The organism is Streptococcus sp. ALY_211, from assembly GCF_058314555.1.
In genome coordinates, this window is record NZ_JBZFUN010000002.1 from 103,410 (window position 1) to 118,375 (window position 14,966).

Genomic DNA, 14,966 nt, shown 5'->3' on the forward strand with positions numbered 1-14,966 from the left:
AAAGAAATCCCAGCTAGAATGAGCTTAGTTCTTCCTTCTTCCATTGGTCCGAGTACAAAATGGTTGAATATCCATAATAGTATAACTATTATAAGTCCTATTAAAGTCTTAAGTAAAGTCGTTCTATTATACATTCTATTCTAACCTATTACAGCCAAGCACTCTCTCGTATCTTGAATGGGATTGTGTCTTTCTTACAAGCGTGCATTCAACTCAGCTGATAAGTCTTCAAAGCCAGGTTTACCAAGGAGGGCAAACATATTTTTCTTATAGGCTTCAACACCAGGTTGGTCAAATGGATTGACAGCATTGAGATAGCCTGATAGTCCGATGGCTAGCTCAAAGAAATAGATTAAAAATCCAAGGGTGAATTCATCTTGTCCCTTTATGGTCAAGAATGTATTGGGAACTCCCCCGTCTGTATGTGCCAATAAAACGCCATCAGTAGCTTTCTTATTGACAAAATCAACATCCTTACCTTGGAGGTAACCAAGACCATCGAGGTCCTCAGCCAGTTCAGGAATGGTAATGTTTTTACGTGGCTTGTCAACACGAATCACAGTCTCAAAGATGTTGCGGTAGCCTTCTTGGATAAATTGACCAAGAGAGTGTAAGTCTGTTGAGAAATTAGCTGAGGTTGGATAGATCCCTTTTTGATCTTTTCCTTCGGACTCTCCAGCTAGTTGTTTCCACCATTCACCAAAGTATTGGAGTGAGGGTTCGTAGTTGGCCAAGATCTCCGTTACATAGCCCTTACGGTAAAGAATATTACGGATAGCAGCGTATTGGTAAGCTTCATTATTAGCAATTTGGTCTGACGTATAGGTCTTGCGAGCCGCATTAGCCCCTTCCATCAGTTTAGTAATGTCAGCTCCTGATGCAGCAATTGGCAAAAGTCCCACAGCTGTAAGAACTGAAAAACGTCCACCAACATTATCTGGAACCACAAAAGTTTCCCAGTTATTAGCATCAGCCTCTACTTTAACAGCACCCTTAACACGGTCTGTTGTAGCGTAGATACGCTTATTAGCCTCTTCTTGACCGTATTTTTTAACCAAGAGTTCTTTGAAAACACGAAAAGCAATGGCTGGCTCAGTAGTAGTCCCCGATTTGGAGATGACATTAACAGAGAATTCTTTATCTTGTACATAATCCACAAGATCAGCTAAATAGCTTGAAGAAATAGAGTTTCCAGCATAAAGAATTTGCGGTGCCTTGCGCTCCTGTGCTGTTTGAAGGTTGGCAAAGTGATTGTTCAAGAAGTCAATAGCAGCTTTGGCACCAAGATAAGATCCTCCGATACCGATCACAACAAGTACTTGGCTATCAGATTGAATCTTAGCAGCAGCTTTTTGGATACGGGCAAATTCGTCCTTATCATAATTCTCAGGAAGGTCCAACCAACCCAAAAAGTCAGCCCCTTGACCAGTTCCCTTACGAAGCATCTGATCAGCAACAGATACTTGAGGTTGCATGAAATCAATCTCTTGTTGGCTGATAAATGTATCTAGAATTTTTGAATAATCAAATGTAACTTGTACCATTACGTACACCCCTTTAAAATCTATAGTCCCATCTAGTTTACTCTTTTCTAAAGGATTTTTCAATCTTTTTGGGAGCATTCTGGATATTTTTGAAAACGGTAACAAAAGAATCTGAGACAAACGCTCAGACTCCCTATTCTTAGTATAAATTTACCAATTTTGCCCCGCTCTTATATTCATATAGGCTATCTATAGGATAGGATCCGGCGGCGCTTGATCTTAGGTACAACTATATAAAAAAGAGCACACACCTGACATCGCTTAGGGCTGCTGGATTCCTCCCCTGACCCACTTCACGCACAAATGTTGCTCCGATAGGTATTATAGCATAAATTTGAAGCAGTGCCAATAATCAAATGGCCAGAAAACTTGAGAGTCAACCTAGATTTGCGTTTACGACTCCTTTTTGGACTTTTGACGGCGTTGACGAAAGAATGTTTTCATCATCTGGGCACAGTCCTCTTCTAAAACACCTGACTCTATTTGGACACGATGATTCAGGCGCTCATCTGTTAAAATTTGATAGAGACTTTCTGCACCACCAAACTTCTGATTGGTAGCACCATAAATAACTCGAGGAATACGGGCTAGACCGATGGCACCGCTGCACATGACACAAGGTTCAATGGTGACAAATAAGGTAGTATCCAGCAAACGCCAATTCCCTTGATCAACATTTGCTTGATTGATAGCCATGATCTCAGCATGCATGATGGCTTGATTGAGCTCTTCACGTGCATTGTGCCCTCGTCCTATAATCTTATGATCTTTTACAATGACGCATCCGATAGGAATCTCATCTTTAGCTAAAGATTTCTGGGCTTCCTCCAAGGCTTGGCGCATATAATAATCTTTTTGCGCCTGGGTATACTCCTCAATCATCAGCAATCTCCGAGGTCCCAAGCCAGATGAGGCTCTGCTAGCTCAACTGGGATATTTCCAGCATATTCTTGTGCTTGATCTCGGAGAATCTCTAAATGACGCTCAGGATCAATGCCCTGGGGTGGTAATGGTGGAACGTGTGTTAGTACTAATTTTTTAACACGAGCTTGGGTTGCGATCTGTCCTGCTTCCTTGGTGGTCAAGTGGGCTAGATGGTTTTCATTACCTTGATAAAGGTAAACATCTGCTAGGAAAAGATCTGCCTCTCTTGTAAAATCTGCTAAACCATCAAAATAGCCTGTATCACCTGTGAAAACTAAGATTTGCCCTGTCTCACGCTCCTTGATCCTAAAAGCATAGCAGGGAACTGGATGGACCGTCTTGATAAAGGTAATATCAAAAGGTCCAATTTTCTCTACACCGTTGGTATTGTAGACAATACCTTTAGAGACATCATCTAAGGTTAGCTTATGAAATTCATCAGTATCTTCATTGTGCCCATAGATTGGTAAGATTTTTGGATCCCACAGATGCTTAGGATAGAGCTGGAAATAATGGCGTAAGACACCCAAGTCCGCTACATGATCGGGGTGGTAGTGGCTAATAATGACTGCATCTAAGTCCAAGGGACTGATCTCTTTTTCCAGCTCCGTCACAGCTCGACTGCCGCAGTCCATCAGCAGCTGAAAACCATCGTGACCGGTAATAAGATAAGAGGTTGTTCCACCGTCTTGGTAGGGGTAGGCTCCCCAGCGTCCTAGTGTTGTTACTTTCATTTGCTCACCTTCTTTTTTTATGATTACCATCATTATAGCAAAAACAAAAAGGCTGAGACAAAAGTTCTCAACCTTATTTGTCGTGTTCGATTAGTCAATATAAAGCGGTGGGGGCACTCCCGCACATTTATTTCACTAAACTTCTTTTGTTAAAATTTGCAAGGTTTCCAGCAAGTTTTCTGCTGCCACTTCGATACTGTCACCAGTAGCTTTGATCTTAACCTCTACCGTTCCTTCGGCAGCCTTCTTACCAACTGTCACACGAATTGGAAGGCCGATCAAATCACTGTCTGAAAATTTTGATCCAACACGCTCATTGCGGTCATCCGTCAAGACTTGATAACCGGCTGAGGACAAAGATTGTTCGATGCTAGCTGTCAGTTGATTAGATGCGTCATCCTTAGTATTAACAGTAATCAAATGAACATCAAAAGGTGCTAGGGCTTTAGGGAAGTTAATGCCCCATGAAAAACGGTAGTCTCCTTTTGGTGTCTTATTGACAAAGAGACGTGCGTGTTGCTCAATAACAGCTGAGAGAATGCGACTCACACCGATACCGTAACTTCCCATAATGATTGGGACTGATCGTCCATTTTCATCCAAGATATTCGCCCCCATGCTCTCTGAGTAACGAGTCCCTAGCTTAAAGATATGACCGATCTCGATACCTCGAGCAAATTTAAGAGTCCCCTTGCCATCTGGGGAAATCTCACCTTCTTGGACTTCGCGGATATCCACATAAGCTTGAGGAGTGAAATCTCGCCCAGGATTAGCTCCGGTCAAATGGTAACCATCCTCATTAGCACCAACAACAGCATTGGCTAAGTCTTGAACTTTGCGATCGGCGATGATAGTGGTTTCTTGAGGCAGGCCGACAGGACCAAGTGAGCCAAAACCAGCACCAAAGAGAGCCTTGGCTTGCTCCTCAGTTGCTGGATCTAGGCGGTCAGCTTCTAGATAATTTTTTAGCTTAACTGAATTAACTTGATCATTTCCCACTAGGAGGACCACAACAGGTTTATCATCAGCCATGAAGAGCAAGGTCTTGATCGTCTGCTCTGTTGGAAGTTTAAGAAAAGCAGACACCTCATCAATAGATTTGCAGTTTGGTGTTTCAACTTTAACCAAGCTATCTTGGCTAGTGACAGACTGACTTGGCTTGTAGTGGTCTGTTGCCATCTCCAGGTTGGCTGCATAATCAGACTCTGTCGAATAGACAATCGTATCCTCACCTGAAATCAACCAAGCATCGAGTTCCTTTTGGATTTGACCTAAAACATCCTCTGGAATGTCATCGATCGACTCAATAGACTTATCAAGAACAAGCCAATGATCCAAATCAGTACGATCAGGGGTCACTGCCATAAATTCCTGACTGTCTTTACCCCCCATGGCACCACCGTCACCAATAATTCCCTTGAAGTCCAGCCCAGCACGCTCAAAGATAGCTTCATAGGCTTTACGATAATCTTCATAGGTGGCATCCAGGCTCTCATAGTTGGCATGAAAACTGTAAGCATCTTTCATAATAAACTCACGAGTCCGCAGAAGGCCATTACGTGGACGCTTTTCATCACGATACTTGGGCTGGATTTGGTAGAGGCTCATTGGTAATTGCTTATAGGACTTGATACTATCTCGCACGATAGCAGTAAAAGTCTCTTCATGGGTCGGACCTAAAATAAAGTCGGACTTGTCACGATTTTTGAGCTTATAAAGGTCATCACCATAGGTCTCATAGCGGCCTGATTCACGCCAAAGATCTGCTGTTAAAAGGGCTGGCGCCAGCATTTCGACCGCTCCTATTTTTTCAAATTCTTCGCGCATAATCGCTTTGAATTTTTCAATAACACGGTTGGCTAGGGGGAGATACGAATAAACACCTGAGGTCACTTGGCGGACATAACCAGCACGCACCATCAGCGCATGACTGATGACCTGAGCATCACTAGGCATTTCTCGAAGGGTTGGGATCAACATTTGTGATTGTTTCATCTTTTGACTCGACCTTAAAAGTAGGTCATCCTTTCTATCGGTGTTTGATGGATTGTGGGCTGCTAGAAGAAGGCACGCATGATATCATTCCAAGTCACAGCAACCATGAGAACCAGCATAATCAGTACTCCCACTAGAGTAATATAGGTTTCTGTCTCTTGTTTTAGCGGTTTTCTACGAATAGCTTCTAGGATGTTCATTACAATCTTCCCACCATCTAGGGCTGGGATGGGAAAGAGATTAACGACTCCTAGATTCATAGATAGCATTCCCATGAGAAAGAGAACGTCTATCAAGCCAGAGTTAGTTGCTTGACCGACAGCTTGGTACATAGCAACGGGTCCTCCGAGTTTATTGAGGCTAAAGTGAAGGACGATATCTCCCAGTGCTCTTACCAAAGCGGTCATAGCAGCTCCAGCCTGGATAAATCCTCCAGTGACCTTATCCCATAAGCCGGTTTTCAGCCTTGGACTTATGCCAATTTGATAGCCTTGCTCAACCTTCTTAGGTTTGACAGAGATTGTGCGAACTGCTTTATCAGCTGATTGCACCTCAATCTGGAGCTCAGTGTTCTTTTTTATAGATTTGGTTGCAGCACCAATCTCCTGACTGATACTATCCCAATCCGTAACTTTGTGTCCTTCTATGGCAATAATCTTATCACCTGTCTTGATTCCAGCGGTTTGAGCTGGCATATCTGGACTGACTGTGATTTGGTTGGTTGAAAGATCTTGCACCCCACCTTGCATAAAGGCTAGAATAACGAAAACGATCGTTCCCAAAATAAAGTTATTCATTGGGCCTGCAAAATTGGTTATCATCCTTCCCCAGACGCTGGCATTTTGATACTGGACATCTAGGGGAGCTATACGAATTTCTGTACCATCTTCTTCCACTATAGTGGCATCGTGATCAACTTGATAAGTTTTAGTCTCATCGATGACAATCCCAGTGATGGTCAACTGCTCTTCCAGATCGTAGTCAGTTACAGCCATGGGCAGGCTATCTTTGTCAATCTGACGATCAGAAAGATTGATGCGGGTCACCTTGTCATCTGGACCAATAGACAGGCTGACAGGTGTTCCTGTTTTGATATCGGTCTTATCATCTCCCCAACCGGCCATCCGGACATACCCCCCTAAGGGCAGTATGCGAACAGTATAGAGGGTGCCATCCTTGCCAGTGTGAGAAAAAATTTTAGGGCCCATGCCCACAGCGAATTCACGCACAAGGATGCCAGATCTTTTGGCAAAGTAAAAGTGACCAAATTCATGGATAACCACAATTATGCCAAATACAATTATGAAAACAATAATATTAAGCATCATATACCTCATCTATATTTATAAGTGTCAAGTATAATACCAGCTTAGTGCTGCCTAGAATAGGGTAAAAAGGCAAGGCCCTCGATATAGGTAAGGGTCTGGATTGTCATCAACCAGACCCACAGCTAGCTTTCAGCTATCATACTCTAAAGCAGTCAATAAGAAGTTATCGCTCACATTGACCTTTTCTTTTAGTTATGTGATCAAAATAGACCAAAGAAATGCATGATAGGAAAAACAAAGATCATACTATCGAAACGATCCAAAATCCCTCCATGCCCTGGAATTAATTTCCCAGAATCTTTCACACCAAAATGGCGTTTGATGGAGCTCTCAACCAGATCACCAAATTGCGCAAAAATACTAAAGACGGCAACTAGAATCAAGGTTAATAGAAATGATTGCGGTGCGTAAACTACTGGTTTGACTAGCATAAATATCAAAGAGACTACTAGGGCAGATAGGATACCACCGAGACTGCCTTCGATAGTCTTATTGGGAGAGACCTTAGGCATGAGTTTGTTTTTGCCAAATTGACGACCAATAAGATAAGCTCCAATATCTGTAGCCCATACAATAAAAATAGCGAATAAAACTTTGACCACACTGTCCATACGAGCAGCTATTAGATTTTGGAAACCAAAACCAACATACAAGGCACTGGCTATAGGAAAAGTTGCATCATCAAAGGAATAATGATCACTATTAAAGACTGTCCCGGCTAAGATCAAGAAGCTAACCAGTCCAAAGCAAGTCCAGCTAGCGTCTAATGGCAGAAAAGGCAGATACTGACCAAGCGGCACCGTTAAGACAAAAGCTCCCAACATAGCTAGTACGCCTTCAAAGGAGTAATACTCCAAGTGCTTCATCTTGAATAACTCAGATATAGCAATCATGGCCAAAAGACCAATAAATAGTTGAAAGGGCAGGCTACCCAATGCAAGAAAGGCTAAAAATACCGCTCCTGCAATACCACCGTAAATCACACGTTCTCTCATAAACACTCCTCTTTTAAACGCCACCGAATCGACGTTTTCGTCGGTTAAATTCTTCTAAGGCAAGCAATAGTTGTTCTTGATCAAAGTCTGGCCAGTAAACTTCTGTAAAATAAAACTCACTGTAAGCTGCCTGCCAGGGTAAAAAGTTACTCAAGCGTAGCTCTCCGCTAGTTCGAATGATGAGATCAGGATCCCTCAATTCTGCCGGAAGCTGACCTGTCATCAAATGATCAGCTATCATAGCCTCATCAATAGCCTCTAGTGCTACTGCACCATCACTTACTGCTTTGGCAATAAGTTTTACAGCCCTGGTCAACTCATCCCTGCCCCCATAGTTCAAAGCAAAATTGAGAATAAGTCCATCATTATGCCTGGTCCGATCAATCGCTCTTTGCATGGCATCTCGGGTAGACTCTGGCAATGCTTGGCTATCACCTATCACTTGGACACGCACATTGTTGGCATCCAACTCCGGAACATAGCGGTCAAAAAATTCGACTGGTAGGTTCATAATAAAGGTTACCTCGTCTTTGGGACGAGACCAATTTTCAGTCGAAAAGGCGTAAACAGTTAGGACCTTGACTCCCAACTCAGAAGCTTTAATAGTGACTTTTTGCAAGGCATCCATACCAGCCTTGTGTCCCATGATACGTGGCTGCATACGCTTCTTAGCCCAACGACCGTTACCATCCATGATAATGCCGATATGCGCTGGGATCTTCTCAAGGCTTACCGCCTTATCTTTTTTTCTAAATGTAAACATAGCCATACAAGTTTAATGATACCACAAAAGTGCTCTGATTGCACCTGTAATGAAAAGAAGACAGGCCTAGTTTTTTCAACTTAAAACGAGCCTGGGACAAAAGTCCAGACTCGTTAGCCTGTTCTAGATTTACTAGATTAACAGGGATTGATTGATGAGAATTTAGTTCTCTTCGATGACTTGTGTGTCATCTTCTGATGGTTGATCGATGTCCGATGTTTGGGATGGTTGGTCAGCATCTTCAACGGTAGTCTCCTCATCTGGGCGAGAGACGATCTTGTAGATCGCACGCTCAGTAAAGGTCAGGTAAATCCCATCTGCATCAAGAACGTAACGCTTATTTTCTTGGTCGACTTCATCGATGGTCGCAATGAGTCCACCGATTGTCTCAACAACAGCACCTTTGACCAGATTACGTCTCATATTGGCGCTTTCTTCTTTCTGACGGTTTTGCGTTCTTCTAAAGCTGAAAATGGTCCAGACTAGTAAGACAGCTAAAAGTAATAACGTAATGGGTGACATATCTATTCCTCCTATTTAATAGCCTTAGTAACTATACCAAATTTTAGCATAGGCAGCAAGATTAGACCTCACCAATGGGCACCTAAGCCTGAGCCAGGGCAGGGTTTATGCTATAATATTAGCATGGATAAATTGATCAAAACAATAGCAAGTTCGGGCTCTTTTCGTGCTTATGTACTCGATAGCACTGAAACTGTGCGGACTGCTCAAGAAAAACATCACACTCTATCATCCTCAACTGTCGCCTTAGGGCGTGGTCTGATCGCCAACCAAATCTTAGCTGCCAATCAAAAAGGCGAATCGAGGGTTACTCTCAAAATCATCGGAAATAGTTCGTTTGGGCATATCATTTCTGTCGCTGATACCAAGGGGCAGGTTAAGGGGTACATACAAAATCCAGGAGTTGACATCAAAAAGACCCAGACAGGTGAGGTCCTGGTCGGCCCATTTATGGGACAAGGATACTTTGTCACTATCATTGATTATGGGACTGGTCATCCCTATACTTCTACTACTCCTCTGGTCTCTGGAGAAATCGGTGAAGATCTGACTTATTATTTGACTGAGAGTGAGCAAACCCCTTCTGCTGTCGGTCTTAACGTTTTATTGGATAAAAACGATACTGTCAAAGTAGCTGGTGGTTTTATGCTCCAAGTCTTGCCGGGTGCCAGCGATGATGACATTTCTCGCTTTGAAAAACGTATCCAAGAGATGCCTGCTATCTCAACTTTATTGGAGTCAGAAAACCACATCCAGTCACTTATCGATGCTATCTACGGCGATGATCCTTACAAAATTTTAGACGAAGAACCTCTCAGCTTCCAGTGTGATTGTCATAAAGAACGCTTTGAGAGTGTGCTTAAAACTTTAGCGACTCAGGATTTACAAGATATGAAAGAGGAGGATCACGGGGCAGAAATCACCTGCCAATTTTGTGGTACTGTCTATCAATTTAGTGAAAAAGATTTGGAGGATATCATTAATGACAAACCTTAATTCTTCCTTTATGATCGGTGATGTCGAAATCCCTCATCGTACCGTTTTAGCTCCTATGGCTGGGGTGACTAACTCTGCCTTTCGCACCATTGCTAAGGAATTCGGAGCTGGACTTGTCGTCATGGAAATGGTCTCAGAAAAGGGCTTGCTCTACAATAATGAAAAGACGCTTCATATGCTCCACATTGATGAGAATGAACATCCTATGTCTATTCAGCTATTTGGCGGAGACGCTGAAGGGCTTAAACAGGCTGCCGATTTTATTCAAAGTCATACCAAGGCAGATATCGTCGATATCAATATGGGCTGTCCCGTCAATAAAGTCGTTAAAAATGAGGCAGGAGCTAAATGGCTCAAGGATCCTGAAAAGATTTATCACATTGTCAAAGAGGTAACATCTGTCCTTGATATTCCACTGACCGTTAAAATGCGTACTGGCTGGTCCGACAGCTCCTTAGCTGTTGAAAATGCACTTGCTGCTGAGTCTGCTGGAGTAGCTGCTTTGGCTATGCACGGTAGAACCAGGGAGCAAATGTATACAGGGTCTTGTGATCATGAAACTTTGGCTAATGTCTCTAAGGCTATCACTAAAATTCCTTTTATTGGCAACGGGGATGTCCGCACTGTCCAAGACGCTAAATATATGATTGAAGAAGTTGGCGTTGATGCTGTCATGATTGGACGAGCAGCCATGAACAATCCTTACCTCTTTACTCAAATTAATCATTTCTTTGAGACTGGTGAAGAACTCCCAGACCTGCCTTTTGCTAAAAAATTAGACATTGCCCAGGAACACCTTAAGCGTCTTATCTCTCTAAAGGGTGAAGCGATTGCTGTTAGAGAATTTCGTGGTCTTGCTCCGCATTATCTTCGTGGAACTGCAGGGGCTGCAAAAGTTCGCAGTGCTGTTTCTAAGGCAGAAAGTTTCCAAGAAGTAGTCAATCACTTTGAGACATTACGTTAGTCAAGGTTGGCTACCTTTTCTTGCTATTTCTTATATGATAAAAGCGAGAGGGATCTATCCCACTCGCTTTTATCGCCTCTTTAGACCTTGTAAAAGTAGAGAAACTTTTTATTTAGGCTGTTGTAAAGGTTAATTTTTGCTTAGATAAGCCGATCTTTAAGGTCATGCCAGCTGATAGTTGACCTGAAAGAAGCATCTCAGATAGTTTATCTTCGATCTCAGTTTGAAGGGTTCTGCGTAAAGGACGAGCCCCCATTTCTCGATCATAACCTTGTTCGGCTAAATATTTCAAGGCTGATGGCTGCACTTTAAGAGCAATATCTTTGTCCACTAAAACAGTTTCTAGTGGTTTGATCATCAGTTTGACAATCTGTTTCATATCATCTTGACTAAGACTATGGAAGACGATCTTCTCATCAATCCGATTGATAAACTCCGGACGGTAGTATTTCTTGAGCTCTTCCATGATACGAGAAGCCATGGCCTTATCATCATGCATGAGATCCTGCGCTCCAAATCCAACGGTCTTATCATCACGAAGAGCTGTTGCTCCTAAATTACTTGTCATAATGATTAAGGTGTTGGTAAAGTCAATTTTACGGCCTCGGCTATCTGTCAGGACTCCATCATCTAAAACCTGTAAGAGTAGATTAAAGGTATCTGGATGAGCTTTTTCAATCTCATCAAAGAGTAGAACTGAGTAGGGTTTCTGACGGACTTTTTCCGTTAACTCACCGCCTTCTTCGTAACCCACATACCCTGGAGGGGCACCGTTGAGACGGCTGGCTGCAAATTTTTCCATATACTCAGACATATCAAAACGTATCAGCGCCGACTCATCATCAAACAGCAGCTCGGCTAAGGCCTTAGCCAACTCTGTCTTACCAACACCCGTAGGCCCTAAAAACATGAAGGAGCCAATTGGGCGTTTACCAGTATGAAGACCAGATTGATTTCGACGAATAGCGTTGGCTACTGCTGAAATTGCTTTTTCCTGACCGATCACGCGCTTGTGTAATTCGTTTTCCAGGTTGAGGTAGCGCTTGCTGTCCGCCTGGGTCATCTTTGCTACTGGGATGCCTGAGAGCTTGCTCAGAGTCTTCAAAATATCATCCTCTGTAATCGGTGTTGGTTTTTGCTTGACACTTTTAGTCTCACTTTTAATCAAAAGATTGGCAACGGCGTCAAAGTTCCTCTCCAAGAGTGCCTTATCTACGGGAGTCAAAAATTCTGGTGCAGATTTTTTAATAGTATTCTGAACACCAGCACTAGCTTCATCCAAGAGATCAATCGCAGAATCAGGGAGATTTTTACTAGTAAGATAGCGATGGGCTGCTTTTACTGCCGTCATCATCACATCATCTGAGATAGTGACATTGTGGTAATCTTCATAACTCTTTTTTAAGCCACGTAAGATAGCATAAGCGTCCTCTATCTTAGGCTCTTCGATTAAAATTTTTGCAAAACGACGAGATAGGGCAGCATCTTTCTCGAGATGCTTAGAATACTCTTCTTGAGTCGTTGCACCTACCATGTGTAAACTGCCACGTGATAGAGCAGGCTTGAGGATATTGGCGGCATCAAGCGTACTGTCGATTCCGCTACCGGAACCCATGATGGTGTGAATCTCATCCACAAACAAAATGATATGACCATCTTCTTCGACTTCCGAAATGATCTGATTCATTCGTTCTTCGAAGTCACCACGGAAGCGTGTCCCAGCAATGACTGACATCATGTCGAGTTCCAAAACTCGAAAATCTGCCAATTCATAAGGCACCTCTCCTTGGACAATACGCTGGGCTAGACCGTAAGCTAGCGCTGTTTTCCCTACACCAGCATCACCTACTAAGATAGGATTATTTTTTGTTTTACGGCTAAGAATTTGCAGCATACGGCTGATTTCTTCATCGCGTCCAATCACTTTTTCGAGCTTTCCTTGAGCTGATAAAGCGGTTAAATCACGAGTAAAATCAGCTAATTCACCGGGGTTGCTCTGTCCCCCCATCATATTATTAAAGTTGCTATTACCTGATTTTTTAGGCTTACTAATGTCAAAAATTGCTTTGACTTGGTCTTTATCAAAACCTGCATAGCGTTCTAGTACCTTGCGTAGATCAAGCAATCTTGGTCGATTCTTGCCATCTTCCTGAGCAAGAAAGCCTACTTGCTCTAAAATACGTAAGGCAAGATTATCCCGTGTCAAAAGTATGGCCATAAGAATGTGCTCAGTTCCTACTTCCTTCGAGGATACTGCTACGCTAATTTTCTCACCATAGTCAAGCACACGCTTGAGAGCAGGTGAAGCAGGCAAGATGTCTCTCACTCCACCAACAGGAGAAGGCTGGCGGCGCATGACCAAACTGGCAGCTTCTTCGTAGTCATCCAAGTCGATCTGGTTATCAAAATCTCCCAGAGTCAGGCGGGCCACCGTGTCGTCAACATCCACCAAAGCTAAGAGAACATGCCAAGTCTCTAAGAGCTTGCTCTGAAAACGAGCCGCCTGATACTGGGCTCTATTGAAAACCTTTTGCATTTTTAAAGAGTAATTAGTCATAAGGATTTCCTTTTCTATCTAATCGCTGAATAATTTTCTTTAACATACGTGCACGAATTTCAAGTGCATCATCACCGAGAACGTCATCTAGCGCAGAGGCCAAAATAATATTGCCCTCCCGTTCGCTAATAATTTTTTCGTCATAAAGCTGTTGAATAATATCATTAAAAACTTGGCTGCTGATTGACTGGCCAATAGAGGTAGCCAAAGAGCAGAGTAAATGATGCTGATCAGAAAACGCCACCTTAGCAATGCGGATATAGCCCCCGCCACCACGCTTACTCTCAACAATATAGCCCCTACTTTCAGTGAAGCGAGTCTTGATGACATAATTAATCTGGCTAGGAACCACATCAAAGGAACTAGCTAGGTGTGAACGTTTTAACTCCGCAATACCTGTCTGAGCTAATATCTTTTTAATATACTCTTCAATATTATCCGATGTATTTTTTGTAGGCATATGAGTTTCCCATCCTGTCTTTGACTATCTTTGACTATTATACCTTAATTGTCAGCGTTTGGGAAGTAAAGGGCACTATATGCAAAAAGAGATTGGACAAATGTCCAATCTCTTAAACTATCTAGATATGCTCAATTAAATTAATTATTGAGCGCAGCTGCCATAGTTGCGGCAACTTCGTTTTCAAAGTCGTTAGCTGCTTTTTCGATCCCTTCACCAACTTCGAAGCGTTCGAAGGCAACAACTTTAGCATTGACTGAGTCAAGATAAGCTTCAACAGTCTTGCTATCATCCATGATGTAGACTTGTGCAAGAAGAGTATACTCTTGGTCAACCTTAGTATTGTCTAACATAAAGCGATCCATCTTACCTGGAATGATTTTATCCCAAATTTTTTCTGGCTTGCCTTCAGCTTGCAACTCTGCCTTGATATCTTCTTGCGCTTGTTCCAAAACTTCTGGAGTCAACTGGCTCTTAGAACCGTATTTCAAGTGTGGAAGGGCTGGTTTATTCACCATAGCACGACTTTCGTTGTCTTGATCGATCTTATGGTTTAATTGAGCCAACTCATCCTTGATGAATTGCTCATCCAATTGTGTATATGACAAGACTTTTGGACTCATTGCAGCAGCATGCATAGAGATTTGCTTAGCCAAGGCCTCATCACCACCTTCGACAACACTGATAACACCGATACGGCCACCGTTGTGTTGGTAAGCACCGAAGGCTTGGTCATCAGTCTTTTCAAGAAGGGCAAAGCGACGGAATGAAATTTTTTCACCGATCGTTGCTGTCGCATTAACATACGCTTCCTCAAGAGTTTCACCTGAAGCAGTAGTCAATGCAAGCGCTTCTTCATTGTTAGCTGGCTTACCTTCAGCAATCACTTTAGCTGTCTCGTTTACCAGCTCAACAAATTGAGCATTTTTAGCAACAAAGTCAGTTTCTGCATTAACTTCAACGACTGCTGCAACATTGCCTGACACGTAAACACCTGTCAAACCTTCAGCAGCTACACGGTCAGCTTTTTTAGCAGCCTTAGCCATTCCTTTTTCGCGAAGTAATTCAACCGCTTTGTCAATATCACCATCAGTTTCTACCAATGCCTTCTTAGCGTCCATAACGCCGGCACCAGATTTTTCACGCAATTCTTTAACAAGCTTTGCAGTAATTTCTGCCATGAT

General features: G+C 42.8%; 13 protein-coding genes and 1 other RNA gene. 2 read left to right on the plus strand and 12 right to left on the minus strand.

What is annotated here, in order from left to right; genetic code table 11:
- Window positions 1-194: 194 nt before the first annotated feature.
- From AC4HAJ_RS02455 to AC4HAJ_RS02495, 9 genes are all read right to left on the minus strand, one after another.
- Window positions 195-1,544, minus strand: coding sequence for a glucose-6-phosphate isomerase (locus AC4HAJ_RS02455; protein ID WP_491078578.1), 1,350 nt, complete (start codon window positions 1,542-1,544; stop codon window positions 195-197).
- Window positions 1,545-1,769: 225 nt separating this feature from the next.
- An RNA gene (ffs, locus tag AC4HAJ_RS02460) (signal recognition particle sRNA small type) lies at window positions 1,770-1,867 on the minus strand.
- A gap of 70 nt (window positions 1,868-1,937) precedes the next feature.
- Window positions 1,938-2,426, minus strand: coding sequence for a tRNA adenosine(34) deaminase TadA (gene tadA, locus AC4HAJ_RS02465; RefSeq protein ID WP_491078579.1), 489 nt, complete (start codon window positions 2,424-2,426; stop codon window positions 1,938-1,940).
- Window positions 2,426-3,202: an MBL fold metallo-hydrolase gene (locus AC4HAJ_RS02470; protein WP_491078580.1), complete on the minus strand. Its 777-nt coding sequence runs from the start codon at window positions 3,200-3,202 to the stop codon at window positions 2,426-2,428. The genes tadA and AC4HAJ_RS02470 overlap by 1 nt, the downstream gene beginning before the upstream one ends.
- Window positions 3,203-3,337: 135 nt before the next feature.
- Window positions 3,338-5,197: a proline--tRNA ligase gene (locus AC4HAJ_RS02475; protein ID WP_491078581.1), complete on the minus strand. Its 1,860-nt coding sequence runs from the start codon at window positions 5,195-5,197 to the stop codon at window positions 3,338-3,340.
- A 62-nt stretch (window positions 5,198-5,259) separates the two neighbouring features.
- Entirely contained in the window at window positions 5,260-6,522 is a 1,263-nt protein-coding gene (gene rseP / locus AC4HAJ_RS02480; RefSeq protein ID WP_491078720.1) for an RIP metalloprotease RseP, read from the minus strand.
- Between the two features lie 203 nt (window positions 6,523-6,725).
- On the minus strand, window positions 6,726-7,520 hold the full coding sequence (locus tag AC4HAJ_RS02485; RefSeq protein ID WP_491078582.1) for a phosphatidate cytidylyltransferase: 795 nt from the start codon (window positions 7,518-7,520) through the stop codon (window positions 6,726-6,728).
- Between the two features lie 13 nt (window positions 7,521-7,533).
- Complete coding sequence (gene uppS, locus AC4HAJ_RS02490) at window positions 7,534-8,283, minus strand: undecaprenyl pyrophosphate synthase (protein WP_491078721.1); 750 nt, start codon at window positions 8,281-8,283, stop codon at window positions 7,534-7,536.
- A gap of 162 nt (window positions 8,284-8,445) precedes the next feature.
- Window positions 8,446-8,805, minus strand: a complete 360-nt coding sequence (locus AC4HAJ_RS02495) for a preprotein translocase subunit YajC (protein ID WP_491078583.1) — start codon at window positions 8,803-8,805, stop codon at window positions 8,446-8,448.
- Between the two features lie 123 nt (window positions 8,806-8,928).
- Here AC4HAJ_RS02495 and hslO point away from each other — a divergent pair, with 123 nt between their 5' ends.
- Window positions 8,929-9,801: an Hsp33 family molecular chaperone HslO gene (gene hslO, locus AC4HAJ_RS02500; protein ID WP_491078584.1), complete on the plus strand. Its 873-nt coding sequence runs from the start codon at window positions 8,929-8,931 to the stop codon at window positions 9,799-9,801.
- Window positions 9,788-10,765, plus strand: coding sequence for a tRNA dihydrouridine synthase DusB (gene dusB, locus AC4HAJ_RS02505; protein WP_491078585.1), 978 nt, complete (start codon window positions 9,788-9,790; stop codon window positions 10,763-10,765). The genes hslO and dusB overlap by 14 nt, the downstream gene beginning before the upstream one ends.
- 112 nt (window positions 10,766-10,877) lie before the next feature.
- Here dusB and AC4HAJ_RS02510 read toward each other — a convergent pair whose 3' ends face one another.
- The 3 genes from AC4HAJ_RS02510 to tsf all read right to left on the minus strand — a co-directional run bounded on the left by AC4HAJ_RS02510 (window position 10,878) and on the right by tsf (window position 14,963).
- Entirely contained in the window at window positions 10,878-13,322 is a 2,445-nt protein-coding gene (locus tag AC4HAJ_RS02510; protein WP_491078586.1) for an ATP-dependent Clp protease ATP-binding subunit, read from the minus strand.
- Window positions 13,315-13,782: a CtsR family transcriptional regulator gene (locus AC4HAJ_RS02515; protein WP_491078587.1), complete on the minus strand. Its 468-nt coding sequence runs from the start codon at window positions 13,780-13,782 to the stop codon at window positions 13,315-13,317. The genes AC4HAJ_RS02510 and AC4HAJ_RS02515 overlap by 8 nt, the downstream gene beginning before the upstream one ends.
- A gap of 140 nt (window positions 13,783-13,922) precedes the next feature.
- A complete protein-coding gene (gene tsf, locus AC4HAJ_RS02520; RefSeq protein WP_491078588.1) occupies window positions 13,923-14,963 on the minus strand; it encodes a translation elongation factor Ts in 1,041 nt (346 codons plus the stop codon).
- Window positions 14,964-14,966 lie beyond the last annotated feature (3 nt).

Excerpts from the sequence above, each read along its gene's own strand:
- AC4HAJ_RS02455 (WP_491078578.1), bottom strand. The coding sequence starts at position 1,544 with ATGGTACAAGTTACATTTGATTATTCAAAAATTCTAGATACATTTATC.
- tadA (WP_491078579.1), bottom strand. The coding sequence starts at position 2,426 with ATGATTGAGGAGTATACCCAGGCGCAAAAAGATTATTATATGCGCCAA.
- AC4HAJ_RS02470 (WP_491078580.1), bottom strand. The coding sequence starts at position 3,202 with ATGAAAGTAACAACACTAGGACGCTGGGGAGCCTACCCCTACCAAGAC.
- AC4HAJ_RS02475 (WP_491078581.1), bottom strand. The coding sequence starts at position 5,197 with ATGAAACAATCACAAATGTTGATCCCAACCCTTCGAGAAATGCCTAGT.
- rseP (WP_491078720.1), bottom strand. The coding sequence starts at position 6,522 with ATGCTTAATATTATTGTTTTCATAATTGTATTTGGCATAATTGTGGTT.
- AC4HAJ_RS02485 (WP_491078582.1), bottom strand. The coding sequence starts at position 7,520 with ATGAGAGAACGTGTGATTTACGGTGGTATTGCAGGAGCGGTATTTTTA.
- uppS (WP_491078721.1), bottom strand. The coding sequence starts at position 8,283 with ATGTTTACATTTAGAAAAAAAGATAAGGCGGTAAGCCTTGAGAAGATC.
- AC4HAJ_RS02495 (WP_491078583.1), bottom strand. The coding sequence starts at position 8,805 with ATGTCACCCATTACGTTATTACTTTTAGCTGTCTTACTAGTCTGGACC.
- hslO (WP_491078584.1), top strand. The coding sequence starts at position 8,929 with ATGGATAAATTGATCAAAACAATAGCAAGTTCGGGCTCTTTTCGTGCT.
- dusB (WP_491078585.1), top strand. The coding sequence starts at position 9,788 with ATGACAAACCTTAATTCTTCCTTTATGATCGGTGATGTCGAAATCCCT.
- AC4HAJ_RS02510 (WP_491078586.1), bottom strand. The coding sequence starts at position 13,322 with ATGACTAATTACTCTTTAAAAATGCAAAAGGTTTTCAATAGAGCCCAG.
- AC4HAJ_RS02515 (WP_491078587.1), bottom strand. The coding sequence starts at position 13,782 with ATGCCTACAAAAAATACATCGGATAATATTGAAGAGTATATTAAAAAG.
- tsf (WP_491078588.1), bottom strand. The coding sequence starts at position 14,963 with ATGGCAGAAATTACTGCAAAGCTTGTTAAAGAATTGCGTGAAAAATCT.